The organism is Kitasatospora sp. NPDC089797, assembly GCF_040684795.1.
In the GTDB taxonomy this organism is placed as follows: Bacteria; Actinomycetota; Actinomycetes; order Streptomycetales; family Streptomycetaceae; genus Kitasatospora.
Window position 1 is genome coordinate 98263 of record NZ_JBFBGS010000018.1, and the last position, 24938, is coordinate 123200.

The following is a 24938-nucleotide window of genomic DNA, read 5'->3' on the forward strand; positions in this document are numbered from 1 at the left end:
CACCCCCCTCCACATCACAGCCCGCCTGCTACTCCACCCAGTTCCAGTCACCCTGGCAACGCAACAGCGGCTCATCGGCGCCGGGCGGCGCCACTTCGTCCGTGTACGCGTACGTACCGTCGACGACGGCGAGGAGAAAGGCCGCGAAGCCGCCGTCGAAGCGGTCCCATTCCTCCAGGCTCCGGTAGAACGCCACCACCGGCCAAGCGTCCGGATCGTCGCCCTCAGTCAGCCAGAAGAACTGGTCCGCGTTGAGGTTGGACCCCCAGGAAAGCAGCCCACCAGGCTCCGGGTGGACGGGGTACGGGCAGCCGTCGTCAGCGGCCAGTTCCGCGGCGATCCCCTCCGTGGTCAGACACACGAAGCCCGGGAAACCGACGATCGACCCACCGTCGTAGGAACGCAGAGTCGGCACCGCGACGGACAGCTCGCCGTTGATCCGCACGCACCCGTACCGGTCCACGAACTCCCGGTAGTCCGAGGGGAAGGCGAAGCCGACTTCCTCGACCGACCGCTCCCAGGGGGTCGTGGCAGGCCTTCGCACCGGCTCCCCGAGGATCTCCGACAGACAGACGAGCTCCACACTCATGTTCCTTCTGACGACCTGGTGGGGTCGCCCCTCCGAATCCCCTCGAACTCACCGGACCTGGATGATCGTATCGGCGGTCATGTCCCGCTCCCCTGGCGTCGAAGGGCAGCTCCGGGGTGTGTCAGTTCCTCGGCGCGCCGGTCAGCGGGTCGAGCCTGTCGCGCCTCCGCTGCCGTTCCAGCCGCCAGTGGACGAACCGGGGGGACGCACAACCCCAGGCGTCGGTGATGCCGACGGGGCACGGGTCGATCTCCGCTCTGAGCATCGCGCGGAGGAACTCCACCATCCCCATGTCATAGACCCTGGGTGCGCCGCCGTTCCGGCCGAGGACCAGCACCGGCCACGCGTCGGGGTCGTCACCGGTCGTCAGCCAGCCCAGGGTGTCCGCGGTGCAGGAACCTCCCCAGGCGACGATCTGCTCGGCCGACCTCACCTCGTCGGTCGGCTCGCCGTCCTCCTCGAACAGCCAGCGCGCCTCCTCCGTCATGCCGCGCATGCCAGGCTGCGGGGCATCCGGTGGCACCAGCTCGTCAGGAGCGAGGACCGAGATGCAGTCCTCAATGCCTCCCTGCCCGTACCGGGTGATGAACTCGATGTAGTCACGCGGGAACCGGAAGCCCCACGCCTGCTCCACCACCGCCCAGTCACCGGCCTCACCGGCGCCCTCGTGCGGGGGCATGAGCTCCAGGAGTCCATCGATGTCGAATGTGGCTGCCATGGGCCCTATCCTCCCCTCCGGCTCGGGCCCCGCGGAAACGCCGGTTCCGCTTCCCGGACCGTTCAGGGCGAGCGCGAGAGCCACGCGTCGGCGCTCATCGACCGGTCGATCAGCTCGTCGGAGTCGGGGAACTCGCCCGTCAGGACAGCGGCGAGGAAGTCGGTCATGCCGCCGTCGAACCGGACCCACTCACTGATGCCGAAACGCCACACCACCACCGGCCACTGATCGGGCTCCCCGGCAGAGGTGTCCCAGCAGAAGTAGTCGGAGGAGGTGTTGTTCGCCCAGGCGAGCAGACACCCCTCCGCCGGAAACGGCTCGTACGGACGACCGTCCACCCCGTCCCAGCCGTACCACTCCTCCAGCATCTCCCCGACGTCCCTGTTGAACTGGTGGAGGCCGTCGAACCTCTCCCCGTCCGCAACCCCGGCCCTGAGCGACGGCGCGACCACCAGGAGGTCACCCGAGTACTCGACCCGCCCGCACCGCTCCACGAACTCCCGGAAATCCGCAGGAAGTTCGATGCCGAGCCGCTCGACGGACCTCTCCCACGGCACCTCGACGCGATCCCGCCCCGGGTCGCCCATCAGCTCCCCGAGCCGGCCGAGGGTGCTGCTCATCCCTCCGCCCTTCCCGGTCAGTCCCACCAGAAGTGCCACTGGTGGGAGTCGACCAGCAGTTCGGCATAGGCGGTGAGGGTGGGGGCGCCGTGCTGGATCTGGTCGGGGCACAGGGCGACGTGCTCGGCGGCCAGGGGCAGGGCCTCCGCGAGATTGGTGGGCGGAACCGGGACGCTCAACTGGAGGGTGTCGAAGCCGACTTCGACGACCTGGGCGCCGAAGCGGCGCTCCCAGTCGGCGAGTACGGCGGCGATCTTGGCGGTGTCGCCCACGTGGTTGGCCGGGCCGCTCCAGCCGCACACCGCCAGCGCCTCGGCGCCGCTGCGGGCCCGCACCAGGCCCAGCCGCACGTCCTTGACAGAGCACAGCGCCCCGGCCAGGCCGCGGGCCTCGGCGCCGGCCGCGCCGTCCGGGAGGGGGACGGCGGGGGCGGTGCCGGGCCAGCGCAGGCCGTAGGGGGCGAGGGCCTCGGCGAGTTCCCCGTCGTCGTCGCCGTACTCGTCGTCGTCCTCGCCGCCCGTCTCCCACCAGGTGCGCAGCAGGGCGGCCGGGTTGTACCACTCGAAGTCGGAGACCAGCTCGGGGTACAGCTCCCCGGACAGCCACGGCCGGAACGCCGGGTCCGCGTCGTCCAGCGGGCTCAGCAGCAGCGGCCACAGCCCGCTCTGCGGGTGCGCGCGGTGCAGTTGCTCCCACAGGCCGACGGGCGCCGGCCCGTCGCTGATCCACAGCAGCGGCCTCTCGTCGGCGAGGACGGGACGGCCGGGCGGCAACGGGACGGGCGGGGCGACGTCGAAAGGCCAGGTCATGCCGCCCACCGTAGGAGTGGGCACTGACACCTGCCTGTCAGTCGGGGCGTTGGCCGTGTTGGAGGAGGGGCAGGGTGCGGCCGGCCAGGGCTTCGGTGACACGGGCGGCCTGGGAGGGCGCCATCTGGCGCGGGAGTTCGCGCACGGGCACGAAGCGGGCGCCGTGCAGGCGGCTGCGGTGCTGGGGCGGAACGGTGACGGGGTGCTCGTCGCGCACGGTGCCGCCGTCGAAGACCAGGGCCAGGCGCTCCAGGTTGCGGTCGGCCGGGTTGTAGTCCAGGGCCGTGACGTGGGTGAGGCGGGCGATGATGCCGGTCTGGGCATGGAGGTGGCGGGCGGCGGCGCGGTGCGGGGGCTCGTTGGCCTTGCCGGGACCGCCGGGCAGGATCATGCCGTCCAGGTAGTCGGGGTCGACGAGCAGGACGTCGCCGCGCTGGTTGCGCAGCAGGACGAGGCAGCCGAGGCGGCAGATGGGGGGCTTGGCGAGCAGACGGGGGTCGTGCATGAGGGGGTTCACTTTCTGAGGGCACAGAGGAGGACGACGCCGAACGCGGCCAACCAGGCGATGCGCGCGAGGAGTTCAGTCGTCATAGGTGAGGCGCTCGTAGCGCAGGCCCTTGCGCAGCAGGTCCACGACGCGCAGCAGGTCGAGGGGCCGGGCGGTGAGGTGGAGCAGGTACTCGCAGCTCTGGCGGCCGGTGTCCCAGTCGACCTCGAGGGTGGGGAGTTGGACCCGGCCGAGCGCGAGGACGGTGGTCAGGTCGTCCAGGACGGCGGCGGCCTGCCGGCGCTGCTCGGCCGTGATCCGCGAGAGGGTCACCGCTCCCCCGGCCGCTTGTGGATTTCGAAGCAACGCCACGCGCTGAAGGCCGCGTTGAAGGAGGAGTAGCGGGCACGCTCGCCGGTGGCGGCGTCCAGCAGCCACTCGTCGGTCATCTCGTTGCGCACCCGGTAGCAGCGGTCACCGGTGTCCCACAGGACGCCGTAGCCGTGGAGACGGGGGACTTGGGCATGAGCCATGGCAGTCGAACTCTCTGCGATCGTAGTTTCACGTTCTGTTGCACATGGTGGCCCGGAGTCACCTAGCATCGGAAGTGGAATTGGACTTGTCCTTCAGGGCATCCAAGTTGGAGCACCCATGGTGAACATCAAGGAAATTGACCCGGAGTCAAGCCGCTGGGCCCCCTTCGGAGTGCTGCTCCGCAGGTCACGACGGGCGGTCGGCCTCACCCAGAAGCAGCTCGCGAGGCGCATGGGCTGCCACCCGTCCACGGTCTCCGTCGCTGAAACTGCCACGAAGCAGGTGTCGAGACTCTTCGCCGAGAAGGCGGATGAAGTCCTCGGCACCCACGGCTCACTGACGCTGATGTGGCTGCAGGCCTCCAACAGCGCCGGTCTCGCCGAGGGATTCGCCGAGTTCACCAAGCACGAGGCCCAGGCCACGGAGATAAGGCTGTTCGAAATCGGCGCCATCCCAGGGTTGTTCCAGACCCGGGCCTATGCCGAGGCCGAGTTGGCGGGCGCCGTGGAGCTGGGCGAGGTCACCGCCGAGCAGGCCGAGGAACGTCTCAACTACCGGATGACCAGGCAGAAGCTCCTGGAACGCGCATCTCCGCCCTTGATCTTCGTCGCCCTCGACGAGAGCGCTCTGCGCTGGCAGCTCGGCGGTCCCTCCGTAATGGCCGAACAGCTCCAGTACCTCGAAGACTTGGCCCACCGGATGCCGAACGTCCTGCTGCAGGTCGTCCCCTTCACCATGGGCGTCCACCGGTCGTTCCGCTCGGCCGTCACACTGCTGACCGTCGGAGAGGGAACCCAGATCGGATACACCGAGACCCTGCACCGGGGCTTCCTCGAACGGGATCGGGCCACTGTCGTGACGTGGCGCAGGAGATACGATCGCCTCCAAGTAGACGCGCCGCCCAGGGTCGAGTCCCTGGGCATGATCGGAAGCATCCGGAAGGAACTGGCACCATGAGCTCCAGCCTCGATCTGTCCTCCGCACGCTGGGTCAAGTCCTCCCACAGCACCGACGGGGGTCAGTGCATCGAGGTCGCTCCTGGCTTCCCGAACGTGATGCCCGTCCGCGACTCCAAGGACCCCTCCGGCCCCGCCCTCGTCTTCCCCGCCGCCGCCTGGCAGTCCTTCGTCGCCGCCGTCCGCACCGGTGAATTCGACGCCCGCTGACCGCAGTTGACGGCGCTGCCGCCCCGAGCCGGGGCGGCAGCGCCATCTCCAGCTCCTCCAACACCGAGACCAGGGTTGGTGAACCGTGCTCCTGCCCTCCCTCCTCCAGTCGAACGTCAAAACCGGGCACGACCGGGAGGTGTTCGCCGTCTACCCGTACCGCTCGGCCTGCCCCCGGTCGGTGTGGGCGCAGCTGATCGCCGAGGCGCGGTCCGACATCTTCCTCGCCGGATACACCAACTACTTCGTCTGGCTGGAGCAGCCCGCGCTCGTGCAGACCCTGCGCCGCAAGGCCGGGAGCGGCTGCCGGGTGCGCTTCCTCCTCGGTGACCCGGCATCCGACACGACGCGTCAGCGTGAGCAGATCGAGGACGTGACCCTCACCGTGTCCACCCGGATCGGGGTCACGCTGGAGAACCTGGCCGAGCTCTCCGGCACCGCGGGCGTCGAAGCCCGGTTCAGTGACCCGGAGGACGGTCCGAACCATGTCGGCCTGTCCGTCTTCCGCTTCGACGAGCATGCCCTCGTCACCCCGCACCTGGCCCGCACGGTCGGCCATGACTCCCCGCTCATGCACCTGCGGCGCAGCGCGGAGGGCGGCATGTTCGACCGCTTCGCCGGGCACATCGAGGAACTCTGGTCCCGGGGCCGCGACATCCACTCCACCCCGGCCCCCGCATAGAAAGTCGACCCTGCCGACTTCCTACTCCCCCAGGAGGCACGTCATGGCCAACGGCAAGCCGGGTGTACCGGTGCAGGTGGATCCCGCCCCGACGGGCGAGGACCACTGCGGAGTATGGCTGAGCAGCTACGAGTTCTTCAGCAGCGGCCGCGACAGCACCTTCACCGGCCTGCACCATGTCGTCCTCACCCAGCACGGCAACCGCATCACGGGCCGTTCGCTGCCCGGCGCGTCGTCCAACCCCGGTTCCCCGCTCTCCTTCGACCTGACCGTCGACCGGAACATCGTCACCGGTACCTGGGTCGAGCAGACCGCGCCGGACGGCTACTACCGGGGCGCCCGCTACCACGGGGCCGTTCAGCTGCTGGTCGATCCGACCGGTCGGCGCATGGCCGGCCAATGGGTCGGCTTCGGCAAGGAGTTCGACGTCAACACCGGCCCTTGGGACCTCCGGCTCCTCGACAGGTCCACGGCTGGCGAGACCCTGGCCCGGTACAGCACGCCGCCCTCTGAGTAGCCGGTCGCCCCCGCACAGGAAGTCGGGCCCGCCGACTTCCCACTCCGCCCCCGCCCGCCGGACGCGCCCGGTGGGGCAGGGGAATGCGCTTGTGGTGCACGGCTGTTCGCTCGTCCGGAAGCGGCCGCGTCGAAGGACGGCGCGGCGAGATCAGCGGGTCGAGGAGGAGCGTCATGGCAGGAGCAGTGGTCATCGGGGCCGGGCCGGGGATCGGGCAGGCGGTGGGCCGTCGTTTCGCCCGGGAGGGGCTGCCGGTCGGGGTCGTCGCCCGCACCGACGCGACGGCCGGGGCCGCCGCCGAGGCCGTCCTGCGTGCCGGTGGCGGCGGCGCGGTCGCGGCCCGTACGGCGGACAGCACCGACGAGGCCGCCCTGCGCGCCGCCCTGGACGGCCTGGCCCAGGAGTTGGGGCCGCCGGACGTCCTGGTCTACAACGCCGCGCTGATCCGGCCGGACACCGTCGGGGAGTTGTCCGCGCGCGAGCACCTGGACGCCTGGGCGGTCAACGTGGTGGGCGCGCTGACGGCCGCCGCGCACGTCGCCCCGGGGATGGCCGGGCGCGGCCGGGGCACGGTCCTGGTCACGGGCGGCATGCCCGACCCCAAGCCGGCGTACGTCAGCCTCTCCCTCGGCAAGGCCGGCGTGCGCGCGCTCGTGACGCTGCTGGACCAGACGTACGGCGCCTCGGGGGTCCACGCGGCGAGCGTGACGGTGGACGGGCCGGTCGCACCGGGCACGGCCTTCGACCCCGACGTCATCGCCGAGCACTACTGGCGGCTGCACACCCAGCCGCGGGAGGCCTGGGAGCACGAGGTCGTGCACCGCGGCTGAACCGACACCACCGGCCCACCGGCCCACCGGCCCGGCGGCACGACCGGCCCGGCGGCCCGGTCAGCCGAGCAGGTTCTTGTACACGCGGCCGTCCTTGATGATGACGGCGAGGTTCCCCTCCGGGTCCCCGAGTACGCCGAGGTCCCGGGTGGGGTCGCCGTCGACGAGCAGGACGTCGGCCCAGGCGCCCTCGGTGATCTCGCCGAGCCGGGCCGCCTTGTAGGGGTCGCGTTCGCCGGCGAGGCGGAAGAGCGCGGCGTTGCCGGAGGTGGCGGTCCGCAGCGCCTCGGCGGGCGGGAAGCCGAAGGTGGTGGACAGCCGGGTGAGCATCTCGTTCTGCCGGCCGGCCTTCTCGGGTTCGAGCAGCAGGTCGGTGCCGAAGGCGACCTTGGTGCCCTCGCTCCGGGCCCACTCGAAGGTGCGCGCGACGCCTTCGCAGACCTGCCGGTTCTGCTCGGCGCCGTCCGGGTCGGGGAGTTCGTGGTCGCTCTCGACGAAGGGCTGGGTGCTCAGCCACACGTCCTCGTCCGCCATCAGCCGCAGGGTCTCGCGGCCGGCGGCGAGGTGGCCGTGTTCGATCGACCTGACCCCGGCGGCGACCGCGCGGCGGATGCTCTCGTCGGTGTAGGCGTGCGCGCAGACGTAGGTGCCCCAGTCCGCGGCGGCCTCGACCGCGGCCCTGAGTTCGTCCGGCGTGTACTGGAGCGCGTCCAGCGGGTCGTAGGGGGAGGTCACCCCGCCGCCCGCCATGACCTTGATCTGGGCGGCGCCCCGCTTGAGTTGCTCGCGCACGGCCGCGAGCACCTGGTCGCGGCCGTCGGCGACCCGCAGGAAGCCGATCTGTTCGGCGCGGGAGTTCACGCCGCAGGAGAAGGTCTTCGCGTCCTCGTACACGTGGGAGAAGTCGCCGTGCCCGGAGGTCTGGGAGATCGCCGCCTGGCTGGGGTAGATCCGCGGGCCGGGGAAGACCCCCGCGTCCAGGACCTGCCGCAGCGAGGCGACGTCGCCCGCCATGTCCCGGACGGTGGTGAAGCCGCGCAGGAGCATCCGCTCGGCCTCGGCGAGCGCGCGGTAGTAGCCGGTGCCGGTGGGCCCGGCGGTCAGGCCCAGGGCGGTGTTGCCGGCCGCGAAGAGGTGCACGTGCGCGTCGGTCAGGCCCGGCATGAGGACCCGGCCGCCGCCCGCGATGACGACGGTGTGCCCGGCCGGCGGGGTCACCCGGCCGATCGCGCTGATCCGTCGGTCCTCGATGAGCACCGACGTCGGCCCGGTCAGGTCGGGGCCGGGGCCGACGGCGTCGAAGACGCGCACGTTCTCGATCAGGATCGGCGCCGGGGGCTGCTGTGGGGACACGCTCTTCCTCTCGTGGCCGGACGGCACGCGGCGGTACACGGCGGCACGCGACGGCACGCGACGGTGCGAGCCGCTCGGCGCCGGCGGGAGGGGAGGCGTGCCCGCCTGCGAGCACGACCGTGTCCGGGGAGCACAGCGTGTCGTGGCCGGGCGGGGCGGTCGACGACGTTGCTCCGAACGCGGCGTGTCCCGCCCCGCGGTCACGGGCCCCGGGTGCGCTCAGGCCCAGGGCAGCGCGGAGCGGGTGCGCCAGTAGGCGTCGGCGGGCTCGGCCATGGGGGCGAGGGCGGCGAGGTCCTCCGGCGTGAGGGGGATCCGCTCCGCGGCGAGGTTGGAGGTGAGCTGGTCGAGGGTGGCGGCGCCGGACAGCACGACGTCGGCCCAGGGCTGGGCGGCGGCCGCGGCCAGGGCGAGGGCGTCGGGGGCGGCGGCGGTGCGGGCGGCGAGGGCGCGCAGGGCGGCGGTGTCCGGACCGGTGGCGTTGCGCCCGGCCAGGCGGCCGTTGGCCATGCCCTCCTTGACCACGACCAGCCGGCCCGCCCGGTGGGCTTCGGCGAGGGCGGGGGCGGCGGAGGTCTCCAGCAGGTTCCAGGTGGCCTGGACGGCGGTGAACAGCGGGCGGCCGTCGGCCGTGACGGCCAGCGCCCGGCGGATGGTGTCGGCCTGGGCGGGGCCGCTGGTGGACAGGCCCACCCGGACGCCCTCGGCGGCGAGCGCGGCCAGGCGCCGGTGCAGCGCGGGGTCGGTGAGGGCGGGGCTGTCGGGGGTGACGGAGTGGACCAGGTAGACGTCCAGGCGCGGGCCGAGCAGAGCGCGGCTCTCGCCGATCTGACGGTCGTACACCGCCGTGCTGTGCTCCTTGACCTCGTGCGCCTCGACGCCGGTGGTGCGCCAGTCGGCGGTGTAGGTGTAGCCCCACTTGCTGCCGACCGTCACCTCGGCGGCCGCCTGCGGGTGTCCGGTGAGCCACTGGGCGAGGAACTCCTCGGCCCGGCCGTAGGAACGGGCGGTGTCGAAGTAGCGCACACCGGCCGCGAACGCGGCGTCGAGCAGGGCGTGGGTGCGCTCGCGCAGGGCCTCGACGGTGCGTTCGGCGGGCAGGTCGCCCGCGCGGCCGAGGGTGATGTAGCCGGGCCGGCCGACCGCCGCGGTGCCGAGGCCCAGGCGCGCGGCGTGCGGGCGGGCGGGGGCCGGGGTGGCGGGTTCGGTCTGCATGGTGGTTCTCCTCGGCCGGGCGCGACGGTGCTCACCTGCGACTTTAGGGGACTACCGGGAGCGGGGCGGCGGCGGGACCGGCCGCCGGGGCCGCTGCCGGCGTCCCGGGGTCGACGGCCTGCTCCAGGCGCAGCACGAAGTTGACGTAGGCCGGCGGCTTTCCCGGCCAGTGGCAGTCGTTGCTGGTGAGCAACCGGCTGCGCACGCCGTCGCGTTCGGTGAGCGGCCCGGGGGTGGTGCGCAGGTTGGGCCGCCAGGTGCGGCCGCGCGGGCGGTGTTCGAGGGTGAGGGTCCAGCTCTCCTCGTCCACCTCCAGGACGGCGCCGGGCCGGCCGGGCAGGATGCGGGTGCGGTGCGGGCCGCGGACGACGGCCCGCGGGTCGAAGTCGGCGTAGCGGCCGACCACGGTGATCCGCCACGCGCCGTGGAACCTGAGCACGTTCGCCCTCCCGTCCTCGCGGCGCGCCGCGAGTCGGACGCGCCCCTCGTCGGGGTCAACGGATGCGGGGCGTACGGAGGATCAGCGGATCAGGCGGAGGGCGAGCGGGTCGCCCCGGGCCGTGCCGACGCGGGGGCGGACGCGGGGGCGGTGCCGGGGGCGACGGCGGTGGCCGACGCGGGGGCGGTGCCGGGGGCCGGGGCGGGGGTGGCGGTGGGCCGGGCGAGGGCCGGGTAGCCGTGCGCGATCAGGACGAGGTCGGCGTAGCGCGGGTCCTCCAGCGGGACGCCGTGGCGGCGCAGCAGGTCGAACAGCTCGGCCAGGGCGCGGGGTTCGGTGCCGCGGGGCAGGCCGTCGGGGGTGGTGCCGAGGATGCCGAGGACCGGTCCGTGGACGCGGGCCGCGCGCTCGGCGGATGCGGAGCCGGCCGTCCGGACCGTCCGGGCCGTGCGGGCGGCCCGGACGGTCCGGGCGGGGACCAGGCGCAGCAGGAGGACGAGCCGGGCGGCGCCGGAGTCGGGGTCCTCGTCGGCCTCCATGGTGAGGCCGACGATGTCCTGCCAGCGGTAGCGGCGCGGGACGAAGGCCCGTACCAGGGTGAGGCCGTCGGGGTCGGCGCGCAGCCAGAAGCCGTACGGGACGGGCAGGGCGATGCCGAGGACGGCGGTGCCGGAGAGCAGGAGGGCGGGGACGGCGCCGAGGCGGCCGGCGACGCCGGTCTGGGCGAGCACGACGCCCATGGCGAGGGCGAGGACGCAGCCGACGGGTGCCCCGGCGGCCCGCCAGAGGAAGGCCAGCCGGACGGACCGCGGTTCCGGCCGGAACGGCGGCGCGGGGCGGCCGGGCCGTGTCCCGCCCGGTTGTGTCCCGGCAGGCGGCGCGGGGCGGCCCTGCGGCACGGGGCGGCCCTGCGGCGGGACGCGGCCGGGCGGCGCGGTGTGCGCGGGCGGCGCGGTGTTGGCGGGCGGTGCGACGTCCCCGGGTGGTGTGGTGTCCACGGGTGCCCCCTTCTCACGTCGTGCCGTCGGGGGTGCGGCCGGTCGGGCCGTCCCCGGCGGGCGGCGGTGCGGCGGTGCAGCGGTTCGGCGGTGCGACACGGTGCGGCACGGTGCGGTGGGTGTGCGGTGGCTGCCCGGGTCCGGTGTGTCGACGGCGTGCGGTGTCACGGGAGTCGGCCCTCCCCGACCGGGGCCCCGAGGTCGTTCGGGCGGTCCGGTGGAAACGTCGGGCGCTGCCGGGGCGATGTGAGGTGAGGGCGCGTCAGCTCGGCTCGGCGGCGCTTGCGGGCCTGCCGGTCCAGGATGTCAGCCGACGCTACGCGGGTCAACTGGCGTTGATTACGGGTATCTTCGGATCCATGCCAGCTGATGCCGTTCGGCTATCGTGACCTGGCCGGCCCTACCCGTCCATCGAGGTCGCGGCGTGGAGGGCCCGGGCGTGAGGAAGGTGGGGAATGACGGAGTCGACGGGGGACGGCGTTCAGGTGGAACCGGAGGGCGCTCCACCCGAGCTGAACGGGCGTCCGGGCGGCGAGCCGGGCCCGGACCCGGACGGCGGTCCGGACGGCGGTCCGGACGGGCAGCCGGGCGGTGCGGCGGGCGCCGAGGCGACCGGCCTGGCGGCCCGGATCGAGGCGCTGTTCCACACCGTCCGCCGTCCCGACCGCGAGCAGTACACCAACGAGGAGGTGGCCCGGGCCTGCCGCGAGGCGACCGGGGAGTCCTTCTCCACCACCTACCTGTGGCAGCTGCGCACCGGGCGCCGGGACAACCCGACCAAGCGCCATCTGGAGGCGCTGGCCCAGTTCTTCCAGGTCCCGCCCGCGTACTTCTTCGACGAGCGGCAGGGCGCGGAGATCGCCAAGGAGCTGGCGCTGCTGGGCGCGCTGCGCGACGCGGGCGTGCGCAGCCTGGCGCTGCGGGCGGTGGGGCTGTCCCCGGAGGGCCTGGACACCGTCAGCGAGCTGGTCGACGTGATCGCCCGCCGGGACTCGGCGCGCAAACGCCCCTCGCCCTGACCGCGGGCCGGGCCCCGGTCGTCCGACGGACGGTCACGGCCCGGACCACCGGAGGCCCGGACCACCGGGGCCCGGGAGGCGCAGGACCGCCCGGGGCCGGGGCCACCGGAGGTCGGGGCCGGGCGCAGGACCGGGCCGGGCGCAGGACCGCCGGACGCACGTGCGGATGCGTCGGCGATGGAACCGTAGGGGCGCGGTGGGGAGGGGAGCATCGGCTTTGTGGGGTGACTTGAGGGGTGGCCGGGACTACCGGTCCACGCTGAGGCGCTGTCGCCGGATGGCCGAACAGCTGGAGCTGCCGAGCCCGTTCGACCCGGTGGTGCTGCTGGAGCGGCTGGCGGTGCGGCGCGGGCGGCCGATCGAACTGCTGCCGGTGCCGGCCCGTCCGCACGCCCCGTGCGGGCTGCTCGTCTCCACCGTGGCGGCGGACTACATCCTGTACGCGGCGGACACCGGCGTGCTGCACCAACGGCACATCCTGGTGCACGAGATCGCGCACCTGCTGCTCGACCACGCCGGCTCCGCGCCGCTGGCGCCGGCCGCCGCGCTGCTGCCCAACCTCTCCCCCGCGCTGGTGCAGCGGGTGCTCGGGCGCACCAGTTACGACGAGCCGCAGGAGCGGGAGGCGGAGCTGCTGGCCTCGCTGATCCTGAGCCGGGCGGAGCGGGAGGACGCGGCCGACCAGCCGGGGCCGGCGCCCGCCCGCGGGTCGCTGGACGCGCTGGGCTTCCTGCTGGGCGCGGGGACGGGGGCCGGGGCGGGGGCCGCGCCGCAGTTGGGCCCCGACCGCCCCGAGGGCGACGGCGCCCCCGACGGCCCCGATGAGCCCGACATCCCCGACCTCGGCGACGGACCGGAGGCGCAGCGGCCGTGAGCGATCTCGCCCTCTACCCCGTCGGGCTGTTCTTCGTGCTGAGCGCCGCCCACTTCGCCCGCAGCCGGATCGACTCCCGCGCCGCCGCCCGCTTCACCTGCTACGGCACCGCGCTGCTGGGCTCCGCCCTGCTGGTGCTCGCCCCGCCGACCGTGGGGGCGGTGGAGGCCGCCGGGGTGCCGGTGCTGGCGGTGCTGGTGATCGTGCTCGGCGACGGGCTGCGCGACGGCGCGGCCGCGGCGATGCGGCTGCTGGCACCGGCGCTGCGCGAGGCCGACGCCGGGCAGGCCGGGCGGGCCGGGCACGCCCTCTCGGAGCCGCTGCGGCGCGAGGTGCGCGGCGGTCTGGGCCTGCTGGGCGGGGTGCTGGGGCTGCGGCTGGCGCTGATCACCGCCGCCGCGCCGGGCCTGACCGGCGGGGACCTGGTCGTCGGGCCCGCGCTGTCCGCGCGCCTGGCGCTGGCCGGGTACACCGCCGTGGGCATGCTCCACACCACGGTGTGCCTCACCGCGCTGCTGCGCGAACTGGTGCGGCGCTCCCGCGCGGCCGGCCCCGGACGGCTGGGCACCGGGCTGCGGCTGCTGACCGGCGGGCTGGTGGCCGGACTGCTGTGGAACGCCTGGAGCATGGACGACGTGCTGCGCGCGGCCGTCACCGGCAGCCAGGACGGCCCCGAGGACCTGCTGTGCGCCGTGCTGGGCGGGCTGTGCGCGGCGCTGATCGCGGCGGGTCTGGGCAGCACCCTGTGGCCCGCGGCGACCGGGGCGGTCCGGGGCTGGCTGCGCGCCCACCGCCGCTACCGGGCGCTCACCCCGCTCTGGCGCGACCTGCACACCGTGCTGCCGGAGATCGCCCTCGACCCGGCCCGTCGGCTGCCGCTGCCGCCGCGCGACCCGCGGTTCGCGCTCTACCGGCGGATCATCGAGATCCACGACGCCCGGCTGATCCTGCGCCAGCACCTGGACCCGCGCGCCGCGCTGTGGCTCGACGGCGCCACCCGCCGCTTCCCGCCGCCCGCCGCCCACGCCGCCGCCACCGCCGAGGCGGCGGCCCTGGCCGCCGCCCTGGAACTGGCCGCCGCCGGCGCCCACCCCCAGCCCGCGGACGCGCCGGAGGCCACCGCGCCCGCCACCCTCGACACCATGGACGGCGAGGCCGACCACCTCGCCCACCTGGCCCGGGTCTACGCCACCTGCCCGGCCGTTGCCGAGGTCCGCTCCCGGGCCCGGGCCGAACGGACCCGTACCGAACGGACCCGTACCGGGCGGGCGCTGCGCTGACGCCTCCCGCGCAGCGGGACCGTCCGGGCCGGGGCGGTTCGGCCCCTCAGCCCCTCAGCCCCTCAAAGTCCCTCACAGTCCCTCAGTCCCACCAGAAGCCCCACCTGCCCGCGCCGACCAACTCCCGCGCGTACCCGGACAGGCCGTCCTCGTGCGGGAGGACGGTGTCCGGGCAGAACGCCTCGTGCTCGGCCGCCACCGGCAGCGCCCGCGCCAGGTCGGCCGGCGGCGCGGCGACGCTCAACTCCAGGGTGCCGGCGCCCACTCCGACGACCCGGGCGCCGAAGCGCCGCTGCCAGTCGCCCAGCACGGCGGCGATAGCGGCGCTGTCGCCGTGGCCGTTGGTGCCCTCCCAGCCGCAGGCGGCCGGCGCCTGCGCGCCGTCGGCCGCGCGCACCAGGCCGGTCCGCAACCCGGGCCGCTCGCACAGCAGTTGGCGGGCCAGGGCGTCGGCGCGGTCCTGCGGGTCCCGGCGCGGCGGCGCGCCCGGGGCGGGGGCCCGGGGCGGCCAGGCCAGGCCTCGCCGAAGGGCGCCAACCGGGCCAGCAGGTCCGCCCGGTCCTGCGGATCACTGCCCGGGCACCACAGCACCGCCCGCTCCCACCACCCGCGCAACAGCGCCTCGGGGTCGCACCCGTCCGGTTCCGCTGCCACACCCCACCCCTCCAGCTCCGGCGCCAGCAGCAGCGGCCACCGCCCCGACCGCGCGTGCTCCCGGTGCAGCCGCTGCCACCGCCCCTGCGGCGCCGGCCCGTCGCCCACCCACAGGGCGGGGGTGAGCTGACGGCCCGGCAGCGGCGCCGGTGTACGGCGCTCGGCGCTGCGGTCGGGGAAGCGTCGGCCCAGGTCGCGGAGGAGGCGGGAATCGATCACGCGCCCACGGTAGGGATGCGCACGGACAGTCCCGGCCCTGCGCCCCCGCGCGGGGGTGGGGAGGCGGATCTAGGCTGGTGGGCGGGGTGTGGCGGGAATCCCGTCGTGGCCCCGGGGGCTTCCACGGTGTGCCTGGAGGTGGAGCATGCGTGGCGCAGCCGCATCCTCGTCCGTACCCGCTTCCCCGTCCCCATCACCGTCCTCGCCCGTGTCCTCGCCCGCGTCGGTGTCCGGCCCGGGGCGGCTGGCGGTGCTGGCGGCTGTGGGGCTGCTCGTCGCGGGCGGGCCGTTCACGTCGGGCGCGGGGGTGGCGGCCGCGGCCGCCGGTGTGCCGGTGCGGGCCTGTCCGGCGCAGGCCGGCGCCCCGGGCCCGCCGCCGGGCGCCGTCCCCGCCACGGTGCCGGTGCCGGACGGGGTGAGCGTGCCGGCGACGGCGGCGGTGTACGGCGCCCGCTACCCGGGCGAGGTGCACTTCCTGGTCGCACCGGCCGGCTGGACCTGCGACGCGGTGTTCTCCGCCGGGGACGGCGGCCAGCAGGCGTTCGTGCACCCGGGCGCCCCGGCCGCCGACCCGGCGGGCACCCGCTTCGACGCGGTGGTGCAGGCGGTCTTCGTCAGCGGCGGCGCGCAGACGGACGTCGACCTGGCCTGCGGCCTCGTCCCCGCCGCCGGGGCCGCCCCGAACACCTGCAACGCCCCGGACCGTTCCCCCGCGACCCGGGTGCACACCGTGCCCACCCGGGCCCCGGGCCTGCTGCTGGCCGCCGTCGGCGTCCCGGCGGGCACCCGTGAGCCCAACCTGTCCGGCAGCGGCGGGCCCAACCGCACGGTCGCCCTGGTCACCTTCCAGTCCCCCGGCGGCCCCGCCCAGGAGATCAGCTGCACCCTGCCGGCCACCGCCTCGCCCGTCCCGCTCTGCCAGGCCGCCCTCGGCCACCTGCTGGCCACCGGCGCCGCGTCCAAGCAGCTCTCCCGGGCCGACCTGACGGCCGCCCTGGCCGACCTGAACACTTTCGTCGCCGGCTACCTCACCCAGCCGCAGCCGTGACCCCGGGGCCGGCGGCAGCGTCGCTCAGGCCGCCTGGGCGACCAGCAGCCGGACCAGGTCGACCGCCTCCTGGAGGCTGAGCGCCGGGTAGGCCCGGCGCACCTCCCGCACCGCCGTGACCTCGGCCGTACGGGGGTCGACGCCGGCCTCCGCCAGCACCGTGCGGGCCCGCTGCACCCCGTCGGGGCCGACGCCGGGCACGAAGCCCTCGACGAGGCCGAGCGCCCGGCGCAGGCCCGGACGCTCGGCCTCGTCGGCGGTGTCCAGCGCGCTCTGCAGGGCGGCCCGGAGCAGGTCGAGGTCGGAGGGGGTCTGGCGGGCGGACAGCGACTTGAACACGGTGGTCACTCTTTCTGTTCGTGGTGCGGTTCTTCGGACTTCGAAGGACATCGGTGGCCGGCGGTCAGTAGGCGGTCTTCGCCAGGCGCTTGCGCTCCCGCTCGGAGAGGCTGGAGCCGGACTCCCGGCGGGCCATCCGGCGCAGCAGTCCGGGGGCCAGCAGGAAGCCCGCGACGGCCCAGCACAGCAGCACGCGGCCATGTCTTCACCTCCCCCGGCCCCTGCCCGTCACGCTAATACTTGCCGGCCGGGAAAGTAAATGCCAAGATCTCCGGTACCGTCAGCGGCCTTTCAGGAAAGCGGAGTTGGAGCAGCAGATGACCGTTCACAACCTCGCCCCCGAGGACGCCCCCGCCGCCCTGCGCTCCGCGCGGTGCGCCCGGACGGCGGCCGCGTGAGCGCCGAGCGGCCGGTCCCGGCCTTCGACGAACTGATCCACCAGCCCACCCGGCTGACGGTGGTGGCCTTCCTCTCCGGCTGCGCCGAGGCGGAGTTCCGCGCCGTACGGGAGGGCTGCGGCGTCTCCGACTCGGCGCTCAGCAAGGTCGCCGCCACCCTGGAGGCCGCCTCCTACGTCAGGATCCGCCGCGGCTACGTCGGCAAACGCCCCCGCACCTGGCTGCGCCTGACCCCCGAGGGCCGCCGCGCCCTGGCCGCCCACCTCGCCGAACTCCAACGCATCGCCGCCGACGCCACCGCCCTCGGCGCCGCCCTGGAAAAGGACGCGGCCCAGGCCTGACCGGCCTGGCAGGATCTCCGTGGCCGAAGATCCTCTTCGCGCCGGAACGAAACTCACCAAGGGGGGCATGCCAGCGGTGGCAGATCTCAAAGTCACCTACGACCCGACTGCGGACGCCGCGTACGTCCACTTCACCGACCCGCAGGCCCACACCCTCTCCGCGCACACCTACCCCTGCGATCCGGTAGCGGTCGACGGCATGATCAACCTCGACTTCGACGAGCAGGGCCGCCTGATCGGCATCGAGATCCTGGACGCCCGCGCCAAACTGCCCGCCCACCTGCTCGATTCGGCCGAGCACCTGGACGCCGACGGCACCTGACCCGGCCACCGGGGGAAGCACTTACGCAGAAGTCGACCAGGCCGACTTCTCATGCAGAGGGCGGGGCCGTGGATCCACGGCCCCGCCCTCGGACATATCGCGCTCACGTCGTCACACCGAACGGCTCCGACTCCGGGGCACACTCACACCAGACCACCTTGCCGACCCCGCCCGGTCGCGGAAAGTGCCCCCACCCGGCCGCCAGGGCCTCCACCAGAAGCAGGCCGCGCCCACGCGTGGCGGCGGGGTCGGGCCGCTGGGGTACGGGCGGCCGATCGCCGGCATCGTGCACCTCGATGCGCAGCCGGACGGCGCTCACGTCGAAGGACACCCAGATCAGCCGCCCGGGCAGGCCCGAGTAGAGGACGGCGTTGCCGACCAGCTCCGAGGTGAGCAACTCGCCGACCTCGCGGTAGCGGTCGCCGTCCGGCACGGTGACGAGCAGTTCGCGCAGCATCCGCCGCGCGAGCGACGGGGAGCGGCGGGAGCGCGGGAACCAGCAGCCCCGAGTGACGCTGGGGCTGGCGGGCTCGTCGGTTTCAGGCATGGCGGAGGCACCTCCGGTTGGGGGATCCGAGATCGAGGCAAAGGAATGCCCGGCAGCCGACCCGCATTGATCACACCCTGTTGCGCCATCTGCTACACCAAGTAGCATGCATCCGCCTTAAGATCATCCGCAACGTTGCCTAAAGAAAAGGTGCAAAGGTTCGGAATCGCCCGCACGGCTACTGTGGGCCCGGACTGACTGCCGATCAGAGGAGGCCGCATGCAGGCGGATCAGGTGGCGAGCGCGCCATCCACCGTGCTGGGACGGCAGTTGGGCGAGGAACTGCGCGGCATGCGGGAACGTGTCGGCCTGAGTACCAGCGCGGTCGCCGAGGCGCTGGACTGCACCAAGGGCAAGATCTCGCGCATCGAGAACGGTCGCAGCCCTGTTCGGATGCCGGATCTCACTGCGATGCTCCGGTTGTACGGTGTCGATGAACCGGCAGTTCATGAACGTCTTGCCGAGCTGGCTCGCACGGCCAACAAGCGGCGGCGGGGCAGCGGTTGGTGGAGCGAGTACGGAAACGTGCTCGCAGACACCTACCGCGACTTCATCGCCCTGGAAGCCGTCGCGTCGTCGGTACGCACGTTCCAGAGCCAGATGATCCCGGCCCTGTTGCAGACCCCGGACTACGCCCGGGCGCTCACCGCAGCGGGTCGACGCTGGAAGCGGCCGGAGGAGATCGAGCAGTTCGTGACCGTTCGTCTGATGCGGCAGCAACGACTGACGGCCGATCCCCCGCTCTCCCTCTCAGTCGTGCTGGCCGAGGGCGCCCTGCGCCAGCAGGTCGGCGGACCCGCCGTCATGCGGGATCAACTCGCCCACCTGATGACGGCCGCATCCATGCCCAACGTCACCATCCGGGTCGTTCCGTTCAGCGTCGGCGCGCACGCCAGCATGGCCGGGCCCTACGTGATCCTGGGGTTCCCGTCGGAGGCCGCGATGGACGTCGTCCTGCTGGACAACCCCTCGGGGTCCATGTGGCTTGAGGGCGCAGCGGAGGTGGAGGCCTACCTGGAGCTTTGGAACGATGTCTGCTCCAAAGCGCTCCCGGCCGCGGAATCCCTGGAACTCATCAACTCGATCAAGGAGCTCGGCTCATGACGCAGTCCCCCGACCTCTCCGCCGCGATATGGCGCAAGAGCTCGTTCAGCGGCCCCGACAACGAGTGCGTCGAGGTCGCGGACGGGTTCCCGGGGGTGCTTCCGGTCCGGGACTCCAAGGACCCGCAGGGGCCTGCCCTTCTCTTCACCGCCGATGCCTGGACGGCGTTCATCGCCGCTGTTCGCGCGGGAGACTTCCGCCCTGAGCGCTGACTCGTCGTACTGTAGCCGTACCAACCGGAGGTACCGAAAGTGTCCACTCCCGATCTCAGTGGTGCGAACTGGCGGAAGAGCTCGTTCAGTGGGGAGACCGGGGCCTGCGTCGAGGTCGCGGACGGGCTCCCGGGGGTGCTTCCGGTCCGGGACTCCAAGGACCCGCACGGGCCTGCCCTCCTCTTCAGCACCGACGCCTGGACCGCGTTCATCGCCGCCGTCCGCGCGGGGAACCTCAGCCCTGAGCGCTGACGCGCAGCAGATCGGCGGCCCACGTCGCCCACCGGTGGGCATGTCCGGCGGCGATCAGGCGCGGCACCGGTGAGGCGGTGTCGACCGGGGGCGGCCGGGGCCGGATCGAGGATTCGACCGGCTTTGCGCAGGAAGTCGACCAGGCCGACTTCCTGCGCAGAACGTCCGGACAGTACCGCCGTTGCATGCGGCTTCCTCGACAGGGCGTCAGCGGACGAACGTTCGGCGGGTGGGCCGGGGTTCAACCGGGGCCGGTCCATAGGGAGGAAATGGGGCATCGCGGCACGTCAGGGCCCGGCCGTCCTGTGCAGGTCGGAGCGTGGGACCGTCCCTGCGCCGGAGACGGTACCGACACAGAGGACTGGCATGGCTGTGCGAGACGGGCGGGCGACTTCCATGGCGACGCCCGGGCCGGTTGGCCTTCGGGCGGCGAACCTGGGTCTCGACGCCGTCGGTCCGCAACCGGATCCCCTCGGCCTCGGCGTAAGCGAACACGCCGGCCAGGTGGTCCGGAGAGCGGCCCGGCCTGCGGACGGGGGCGGGGGCGGGGCGGGGGAAGAGAATATGGTCCGTCTTCGTCCACCGTGTCGATCCGCGGCCGCGCCGTTCGACCTTGGAGTGGAAGGGGCCGGCAGGCGGCCCGCCGACGAGGAGGTCGAGATGGCGAAGTACATGCTGATCATGCGGGGCACGGACGAGTCGACGGCGACGATGATGGCGACGCCGTTCGAGGAGATGCTCGAAACCGTGGGCCGGTTCAACGAGGAGCTGATCCGGGCCGGCGTGCTGGTCGCCGCCGAGGGGCTGGACGACCCCTCGCAGGGCGTGGTGGTCGACTACAGCGGGGAGACGCCGGTGGTCACCGACGGCCCGTACGGGGAGACCAAGGAGCTGTTCGGCGGCTTCTACCTGATCGACGTCGCCTCGAAGGAGGAGGCCGTCGAGTGGGCCAGGCGGATGCCCGCGATCCCCGGTTCCAAGTGCGAGATCCGCCGGGTGCCGGGCATCGAGGAGTTCCCGCAGGACAACGAGTGGATCGTCAAGGAGCGGGCCTGGCGCGAGCGGACCGGCCAGCTCTGATGCCCGCCGAGATCGACGGCCCGACGGGCACCGAGGCCGCCCGGCGGGCCGTCGAGGCGGTGTGGCGGATCGAGGCGCCGCGGATCGTCGGCGCGCTCGCCCGCTGGACCGGCGACTTCGCCCTCGCCGAGGACGTCGCCCAGGAGGCCTTGGCGGAGGCCCTGGTCTCCTGGGCCCGCGACGGCGTCCCGGCCGGCCCGGTGGGCTGGCTGCTGGCGACGGCGCGGCGCCGGGCCGTGGACGCCTTCCGCCGCGCCTCGGCGCTGGGCGAGCGCTACGCGGCCCTCGCCGGCCCGCTGGCCGAGGGCGAGTTCAGCACCGGAGCGGCGGGCGCCCCGCTGGCACCGCCGGACCTGCCGTTCGACCCGGACCGGGTGGACGACGACGTGCTGGCCCTGATCTTCACCGCCTGCCACCCGGTGCTCTCCCCCGAGGCCCGGGTGGCGCTCACCCTGCGGGTGGTGGGCGGCCTGTCCAGCGAGGAGGTCGCCCGGGCGTTCCTGGTCCCGGTGCCCACCGTCCAGGCCCGGATCACCCGCGCCAAGAAGACCATCGCCGCCGCCCGGGTGCCCTTCGGGCTGCCGCCCCCGCAGGAGCGGCGGGCCCGGCTGGGCGCCGTGCTGAGCGTGCTGTACGTGATCTTCACGGAGGGCTCGACGGCGACGGCCGGCGAGGACCTGCTGCGCCCCGACCTCGCCTACGAGGCGGTGCGGCTGGCCCGGATGCTGGCCGCGCTGCTGCCCGCCGAGCCCGAGGTGCACGGGCAGCTGGCCCTGTTCGAGCTCACGGCCTCGCGCTTCCCGGCCCGCACCGGCCCGGACGGGGAGGCGGTGCTGCTGGAGGACCAGGACCGGCGCCGCTGGGACCACTCGGCGATCCGCCGCGGCCTGGCCGCCCTGGGCCGCGCCGCCGCCCCGGGGCGCGGCCTGGGCCCGTACGGCCTCCAGGCCGCGATCGCCGCCTGCCACGCGGGGGCGGCCTCGGTGGCGGACACCGACTGGGAGCGGATCGTGCTGCTGTACGAGGCGCTGGGCCGGGTGGCGCCCTCGCCGGTGGTCGAGCTCAACCGGGCGGTGGCCGTCGCGATGGCCGAGGGGCCGGAGCGGGCGCTGCCCCTGGTCGACGAGCTGGCCGTCTCCGGCCGGCTGTCCGGCTCGCACCTGCTGCCGACCGTGCGCGGCGAACTGCTGACCCGGCTCGGGCGCACCGCCGAGGCCCGGGCCGAGCTGGAGCTCGCCGCCCGGCTGTGCCGCAACGCGCGCGAGCGGGCGGTGCTGCTGCGCAAGGCCGCCGCCCTCGACGCCGAAGGGTGATCGCCCGGCGACGCACGGGAGTTGAGTACGGGAGCGGATTGCGGGGCGCAGCGGTGCCGGGCCAGGGTGTGGTCCGGCGCCGCGATCCCGAGCGCTGACCATTCCGAGAGGACCCACCGGCCGGTGAACAGCTTCACGTACGTCCTGGGCCATCTGCTGAGCCTGCCCGGCAGGGCCCTGGAAGCCGGCCGCCGGGCCTGGCCCACCGACCGGCGCCTGCGCGCGCTCGCCGACTCCCCGCCGGCCCGGGCCGCCCGCGCGGCCGAGCGGCAGCGGATCGGGCGCACGGTGGCGGCGCTGGGGGCGGTGGCGGGGGTGGAGCACCTGCTGACCCGGATCAGCGACCACTGCGACCGGCCGCAGGCCTTCGGGATCCACGCCCCCGGCCCGCAGGGGCGCCCGGCCCTGGTCTGCCGGATGAGCGCGAGCGCCTACTTCGCCACCCGGGAGGACCTCGCCGTGCTGCTGCCCCGGATCGAGGCGGCGGGCCTGGCGGCGTGGGGCTCCCCGGACGGCCGCACCGGCTCCCCCGCCTACGCGCTGCGCTGGCAGGGCGCCGAGCGCGCCGAGGACGGCTGGCGGCTGGACCCCGAAGGGTGGCGGATGACCGCCCCCGACCTGAGCAGCCCCGGCGCCCTCCTGCACTGGGACCTCACGGACTCCGCCGTGCTGCGCCCGGCCCCGTCCTGGGAGCGGATCGCCTCCCGGGTGCGCCTGAGCAACGAGCAGACGCCGCCGGACGCGGACGCGGCCGAACTGCTGCGCACCGCCCGGGCGGACGGGCGCGCCCTGGTCCTGCAACTGGACCTGCGCACCGACTGGCGCGCGGCCTGCACCTACTACACGGCCGGCCGCGGCGGCCCCGCCTGGCGCGGCCGCGAGCACGAACGCAGACGCGAGCAGGGCCGCGGCCGCGAGCAGGGACCCGACCACGGGCCCGGAGGCGAGCCCGGGCCCGGACGCGAGCGCGCCTGACCGCACGGCCGCCACGCGCAGCCGCACGGTCAGGCGGATTCAGCCGCTCAGCACTGGGGGCGACGGCCGTGGTTGGCCCCGCGCCTGGCCCGGGCCTTCTTCTTGCGACGACGCTTCGACGACATGGCGACTCCTCTCGCAACCGGCCCCGAGGCTCCCCGGGTCTCCCCCGGTCTTCCACCGTTCCACACCCGGCCCGCCCCGGCCCGTCGAACGCCGCCCCGCCCGTCGAGCCCCGCCCCGTCGAGCCCCGCCCCGGCCTGCCCCGCCCCGGCCTGCCTCGCCCCACAGCGCGCGGCATCGCCCCTGCCCCGTTCCCCGTGTGACGGCGCTGCCGCGTCCGCAAGCGGTCCGAGCCCGGTGCGGGCGGTCTCCGACGGGAGCACGGTACGCGCCCGCCGCCCCGGGGGGTGGCCCGATCGTGCCATGGAACCTTCGGGTCAGCGTCGGCCGCTTCCGCCCGCCCGGGCAGCCCGGAAGACTTCTGCTCACCGGAGGATGCCGCCGCTCCGACGGATCCGGCAGCGGAGCAAGCACCCCTGCCGGCACCCCGAAGACGCCTGACGGAGGTCCAACCGTGCCCGGAGCACCGCGATTCGCCCCGTTCAGCCTGATCGCCCCGTTCTGTCCCGGGCTCTTCGCCGCACCCTCGAGGGCCGGTGCGGTGCCGGCAGCCGTGGGCGACTGACCGGCGCCCGCGCGCCGGCGGTACGGCGTCGATCCGCCGCACAACCCGTCACGCATCCCGTCACCCGCCTCGCCTCACAACCCGTCACCCACAGGGGGAACCCCGCATGTCCACCGGAACCCGCACCGCCGGCGCCCGCACCGAGCCCGTCCGCCGCCGGCTGTCCGCCGCTCTGCTGGCCACCGTGACCGTCGCGGGCTTCGCCCCCGTGGTGCTGGGCGCCACCGCCGCGCACGCGGTCGGCTCGTACAGCAACGCCAACCTCGCGGACAAGGCCCTGTCCTACGTGGGCGGTTCGGGCACCAGGGCCTGTTCGGAGGCCCACCAGAGCGGTGGCGACCAGTGCAAGCAGTTCGTCAACTGCATCGTCTACCTGGTCAGCGGCCACGCCCAGTGGCCGGTCGACTCCGGCGGCAACTACCAGCGGAGCTACCTCGACGCCGGTGGCGTGGCGGTCACCGCAGCGACGGCGGTCAAGGGTGACATCATCCAGACGGGCACCTACGACGGCGACCAGCTGCACACCGCGATCGTGGTCGCCAACAACCACGACGGCAGCTTCGACGTGGTGGACGCCAACTACGTCAGCCCGGGCACCGTCGGGCACCACCGTTGGACGCCTCCCACCAGCAACGTCGGCTACTACCGGATGGGCACCGTCGCCCCCACCGTCCCGGCCGGCTTCAACGTGACGCTGTGGGGCTTCAACTCCGGCCAGGCCCTGTCGGGCACCGTCAACCTCACCGCACACCCGACCCGCAGCGGCGTCATCGAGTGGCTCGACTACGTGATCGACGGGCCGGGGGGCTACCACAGCCAGGTCCGGGCCGGCGGGGGCGCGCTGAACTACCCGTACGCGTTCGACACGACGCACCTGGCCGGCGGCACCTACACGATCAGCATGATCGCCAGCGAGATCGACGGCCGGAACCACACCTACGGGGGCGGCTGGTTCACCGTCGACAACACCCCGCCCCGGGTCCAGGACACCGGCACGGTACTGGCGAAGAACACCATCGGCCTCTACGACTGGACCAAGGAGAGCGATCCGGGGATCAAGGCCATCGCCACCAACGGCAGGGTGCAGATGATCCTCGACGGCAACGGTGTCGTCTGGGCCAGGGACGGCATCGGCCTCTACAGCTGGGTGCGGGAGAGCGACCCGGGCATCACGGCGATCGCCGTCGGTACGGACGGCACCCAGATGATCCTGGACGGCTCCGGCACCGTCCTCGCCAAGAACGGCATCAGCCTCTACAACTGGACCAAGGAGAGCGACCCCGTCGTCAAGGCCATCTCCACCAACGGCGGCGCGC

Annotated in this window: 31 protein-coding genes and 3 pseudogenes; 18 read left to right on the top strand and 16 right to left on the bottom strand. The window is 74.1% G+C overall.

The window, feature by feature from the left end; translation table 11 throughout:
* Window positions 1-28: 28 nt before the first annotated feature.
* The 7 genes from AB0O91_RS16625 to AB0O91_RS16655 all read right to left on the bottom strand — a co-directional run bounded on the left by AB0O91_RS16625 (window position 29) and on the right by AB0O91_RS16655 (window position 3756).
* On the bottom strand, window positions 29-589 hold the full coding sequence (locus tag AB0O91_RS16625) for a hypothetical protein (RefSeq protein ID WP_363433029.1): 561 nt from the start codon (window positions 587-589) through the stop codon (window positions 29-31).
* A 121-nt stretch (window positions 590-710) separates the two neighbouring features.
* Window positions 711-1307 carry a hypothetical protein gene (locus tag AB0O91_RS16630; protein ID WP_363433031.1) on the bottom strand — a complete coding sequence of 199 codons (597 nt, stop codon included), beginning with the start codon at window positions 1305-1307 and terminating at the stop codon, window positions 711-713.
* Window positions 1308-1369: 62 nt separating this feature from the next.
* Window positions 1370-1927 (bottom strand): SMI1/KNR4 family protein, encoded by a 558-nt coding sequence (locus tag AB0O91_RS16635; protein ID WP_363433034.1) that lies wholly within the window; start codon window positions 1925-1927, stop codon window positions 1370-1372.
* A 17-nt stretch (window positions 1928-1944) separates the two neighbouring features.
* On the bottom strand, window positions 1945-2736 hold the full coding sequence (locus AB0O91_RS16640) for a DUF4253 domain-containing protein (RefSeq protein ID WP_363433036.1): 792 nt from the start codon (window positions 2734-2736) through the stop codon (window positions 1945-1947).
* A gap of 37 nt (window positions 2737-2773) precedes the next feature.
* Window positions 2774-3241, bottom strand: coding sequence for an NUDIX domain-containing protein (locus AB0O91_RS16645; protein WP_363433038.1), 468 nt, complete (start codon window positions 3239-3241; stop codon window positions 2774-2776).
* A 75-nt stretch (window positions 3242-3316) separates the two neighbouring features.
* The gene (locus tag AB0O91_RS16650) at window positions 3317-3556 is read right to left on the bottom strand and encodes a hypothetical protein (RefSeq protein WP_363433040.1); all 240 of its coding nucleotides are present in this window, start codon (window positions 3554-3556) and stop codon (window positions 3317-3319) included.
* Window positions 3553-3756, bottom strand: a complete 204-nt coding sequence (locus AB0O91_RS16655) for a hypothetical protein (protein WP_363433043.1) — start codon at window positions 3754-3756, stop codon at window positions 3553-3555. The genes AB0O91_RS16650 and AB0O91_RS16655 overlap by 4 nt, the downstream gene beginning before the upstream one ends.
* 118 nt (window positions 3757-3874) lie before the next feature.
* Here AB0O91_RS16655 and AB0O91_RS16660 point away from each other — a divergent pair, with 118 nt between their 5' ends.
* From AB0O91_RS16660 to AB0O91_RS16680, 5 genes and pseudogenes are all read left to right on the top strand, one after another.
* On the top strand, window positions 3875-4714 hold the full coding sequence (locus AB0O91_RS16660; protein WP_363433046.1) for a helix-turn-helix transcriptional regulator: 840 nt from the start codon (window positions 3875-3877) through the stop codon (window positions 4712-4714).
* A complete protein-coding gene (locus AB0O91_RS16665; protein WP_363433049.1) occupies window positions 4711-4923 on the top strand; it encodes a DUF397 domain-containing protein in 213 nt (70 codons plus the stop codon). Before AB0O91_RS16660 ends, AB0O91_RS16665 begins: the two co-directional genes overlap by 4 nt.
* 85 nt (window positions 4924-5008) lie before the next feature.
* A complete protein-coding gene (locus AB0O91_RS16670; protein ID WP_363433051.1) occupies window positions 5009-5605 on the top strand; it encodes a DUF5919 domain-containing protein in 597 nt (198 codons plus the stop codon).
* 100 nt (window positions 5606-5705) lie between these two features.
* A pseudogene (locus AB0O91_RS16675) lies at window positions 5706-6122 on the top strand (hypothetical protein); the annotation flags it as partial.
* Between the two features lie 173 nt (window positions 6123-6295).
* The gene (locus tag AB0O91_RS16680) at window positions 6296-6952 is read left to right on the top strand and encodes an SDR family NAD(P)-dependent oxidoreductase (protein ID WP_363433054.1); all 657 of its coding nucleotides are present in this window, start codon (window positions 6296-6298) and stop codon (window positions 6950-6952) included.
* Between the two features lie 60 nt (window positions 6953-7012).
* Here AB0O91_RS16680 and AB0O91_RS16685 read toward each other — a convergent pair whose 3' ends face one another.
* The 4 genes from AB0O91_RS16685 to AB0O91_RS16700 all read right to left on the bottom strand — a co-directional run bounded on the left by AB0O91_RS16685 (window position 7013) and on the right by AB0O91_RS16700 (window position 10957).
* On the bottom strand, window positions 7013-8305 hold the full coding sequence (locus AB0O91_RS16685) for an amidohydrolase family protein (RefSeq protein WP_363433056.1): 1293 nt from the start codon (window positions 8303-8305) through the stop codon (window positions 7013-7015).
* A 219-nt stretch (window positions 8306-8524) separates the two neighbouring features.
* The gene (locus AB0O91_RS16690) at window positions 8525-9520 is read right to left on the bottom strand and encodes an aldo/keto reductase (RefSeq protein WP_363433059.1); all 996 of its coding nucleotides are present in this window, start codon (window positions 9518-9520) and stop codon (window positions 8525-8527) included.
* 43 nt (window positions 9521-9563) lie between these two features.
* Window positions 9564-9959 carry a hypothetical protein gene (locus tag AB0O91_RS16695; protein ID WP_363433061.1) on the bottom strand — a complete coding sequence of 132 codons (396 nt, stop codon included), beginning with the start codon at window positions 9957-9959 and terminating at the stop codon, window positions 9564-9566.
* Window positions 9960-10048: 89 nt separating this feature from the next.
* Complete coding sequence (locus tag AB0O91_RS16700; RefSeq protein ID WP_363433063.1) at window positions 10049-10957, bottom strand: hypothetical protein; 909 nt, start codon at window positions 10955-10957, stop codon at window positions 10049-10051.
* Window positions 10958-11412: 455 nt separating this feature from the next.
* Here AB0O91_RS16700 and AB0O91_RS16705 point away from each other — a divergent pair, with 455 nt between their 5' ends.
* The 3 genes from AB0O91_RS16705 (at window position 11413) to AB0O91_RS16715 (ending at window position 14130) form a co-directional block, all read left to right on the top strand.
* Window positions 11413-11976 (top strand): XRE family transcriptional regulator, encoded by a 564-nt coding sequence (locus tag AB0O91_RS16705; RefSeq protein WP_363433066.1) that lies wholly within the window; start codon window positions 11413-11415, stop codon window positions 11974-11976.
* Between the two features lie 277 nt (window positions 11977-12253).
* Window positions 12254-12850 (top strand): ParH-like protein, encoded by a 597-nt coding sequence (locus tag AB0O91_RS16710; protein ID WP_363433068.1) that lies wholly within the window; start codon window positions 12254-12256, stop codon window positions 12848-12850.
* Window positions 12847-14130, top strand: coding sequence for an MAB_1171c family putative transporter (locus AB0O91_RS16715; protein ID WP_363433071.1), 1284 nt, complete (start codon window positions 12847-12849; stop codon window positions 14128-14130). The genes AB0O91_RS16710 and AB0O91_RS16715 overlap by 4 nt, the downstream gene beginning before the upstream one ends.
* 82 nt (window positions 14131-14212) lie before the next feature.
* Here the strand turns inward: AB0O91_RS16715 and AB0O91_RS16720 are convergent, their stop codons facing one another.
* Window positions 14213-14527 (bottom strand): DUF4253 domain-containing protein, encoded by a 315-nt coding sequence (locus AB0O91_RS16720; RefSeq protein ID WP_363433074.1) that lies wholly within the window; start codon window positions 14525-14527, stop codon window positions 14213-14215.
* Window positions 14528-15211: 684 nt separating this feature from the next.
* On the opposite strand from AB0O91_RS16720, the gene AB0O91_RS16725 reads away from it, so the two are divergent.
* Window positions 15212-16051: a hypothetical protein gene (locus AB0O91_RS16725; RefSeq protein ID WP_363433077.1), complete on the top strand. Its 840-nt coding sequence runs from the start codon at window positions 15212-15214 to the stop codon at window positions 16049-16051.
* A gap of 24 nt (window positions 16052-16075) precedes the next feature.
* Here AB0O91_RS16725 and AB0O91_RS16730 read toward each other — a convergent pair whose 3' ends face one another.
* A complete protein-coding gene (locus tag AB0O91_RS16730) occupies window positions 16076-16399 on the bottom strand; it encodes a hypothetical protein (protein ID WP_363433080.1) in 324 nt (107 codons plus the stop codon).
* Window positions 16400-16454: 55 nt separating this feature from the next.
* Window positions 16455-16583 (bottom strand): annotated as a pseudogene (locus AB0O91_RS16735) (ABC transporter permease); the annotation flags it as partial.
* Window positions 16584-16784: 201 nt separating this feature from the next.
* Here AB0O91_RS16735 and AB0O91_RS16740 point away from each other — a divergent pair.
* On the top strand, window positions 16785-17129 hold the full coding sequence (locus AB0O91_RS16740) for a transcriptional regulator (protein WP_363433083.1): 345 nt from the start codon (window positions 16785-16787) through the stop codon (window positions 17127-17129).
* A gap of 67 nt (window positions 17130-17196) precedes the next feature.
* Window positions 17197-17451, top strand: coding sequence for a DUF2283 domain-containing protein (locus AB0O91_RS16745; protein WP_363433085.1), 255 nt, complete (start codon window positions 17197-17199; stop codon window positions 17449-17451).
* A gap of 103 nt (window positions 17452-17554) precedes the next feature.
* Here AB0O91_RS16745 and AB0O91_RS16750 read toward each other — a convergent pair whose 3' ends face one another.
* Window positions 17555-17998 carry an ATP-binding protein gene (locus AB0O91_RS16750; protein ID WP_363433087.1) on the bottom strand — a complete coding sequence of 148 codons (444 nt, stop codon included), beginning with the start codon at window positions 17996-17998 and terminating at the stop codon, window positions 17555-17557.
* A 219-nt stretch (window positions 17999-18217) separates the two neighbouring features.
* On the opposite strand from AB0O91_RS16750, the gene AB0O91_RS16755 reads away from it, so the two are divergent.
* Genes AB0O91_RS16755 through AB0O91_RS16765 form a run of 3 tightly spaced genes read left to right on the top strand, consistent with a single transcriptional unit; the run spans window position 18218 to window position 19566 of the window.
* Complete coding sequence (locus AB0O91_RS16755) at window positions 18218-19102, top strand: helix-turn-helix transcriptional regulator (protein ID WP_363433090.1); 885 nt, start codon at window positions 18218-18220, stop codon at window positions 19100-19102.
* Window positions 19099-19314 (top strand): DUF397 domain-containing protein, encoded by a 216-nt coding sequence (locus AB0O91_RS16760; RefSeq protein ID WP_363433092.1) that lies wholly within the window; start codon window positions 19099-19101, stop codon window positions 19312-19314. The genes AB0O91_RS16755 and AB0O91_RS16760 overlap by 4 nt, the downstream gene beginning before the upstream one ends.
* Before the next feature lie 39 nt (window positions 19315-19353).
* On the top strand, window positions 19354-19566 hold the full coding sequence (locus AB0O91_RS16765; RefSeq protein ID WP_363433094.1) for a DUF397 domain-containing protein: 213 nt from the start codon (window positions 19354-19356) through the stop codon (window positions 19564-19566).
* Between the two features lie 399 nt (window positions 19567-19965).
* Here AB0O91_RS16765 and AB0O91_RS16770 read toward each other — a convergent pair.
* Window positions 19966-20070: pseudogene (locus tag AB0O91_RS16770) on the bottom strand (IS5/IS1182 family transposase); the annotation flags it as partial.
* A gap of 156 nt (window positions 20071-20226) precedes the next feature.
* Between AB0O91_RS16770 and AB0O91_RS16775 the strand changes: the two are divergent.
* The 4 genes from AB0O91_RS16775 to AB0O91_RS16790 form a co-directional block, all read left to right on the top strand.
* A complete protein-coding gene (locus AB0O91_RS16775; protein ID WP_363433096.1) occupies window positions 20227-20646 on the top strand; it encodes a YciI family protein in 420 nt (139 codons plus the stop codon).
* On the top strand, window positions 20646-21959 hold the full coding sequence (locus AB0O91_RS16780; protein WP_363433098.1) for a DUF6596 domain-containing protein: 1314 nt from the start codon (window positions 20646-20648) through the stop codon (window positions 21957-21959). Before AB0O91_RS16775 ends, AB0O91_RS16780 begins: the two co-directional genes overlap by 1 nt.
* A gap of 123 nt (window positions 21960-22082) precedes the next feature.
* Window positions 22083-22934 carry a hypothetical protein gene (locus AB0O91_RS16785; RefSeq protein WP_363433101.1) on the top strand — a complete coding sequence of 284 codons (852 nt, stop codon included), beginning with the start codon at window positions 22083-22085 and terminating at the stop codon, window positions 22932-22934.
* A gap of 794 nt (window positions 22935-23728) precedes the next feature.
* On the top strand, window positions 23729-24938 hold a 1210-nt coding region (locus tag AB0O91_RS16790), incomplete at its 3' end, for a hypothetical protein (protein WP_363433103.1).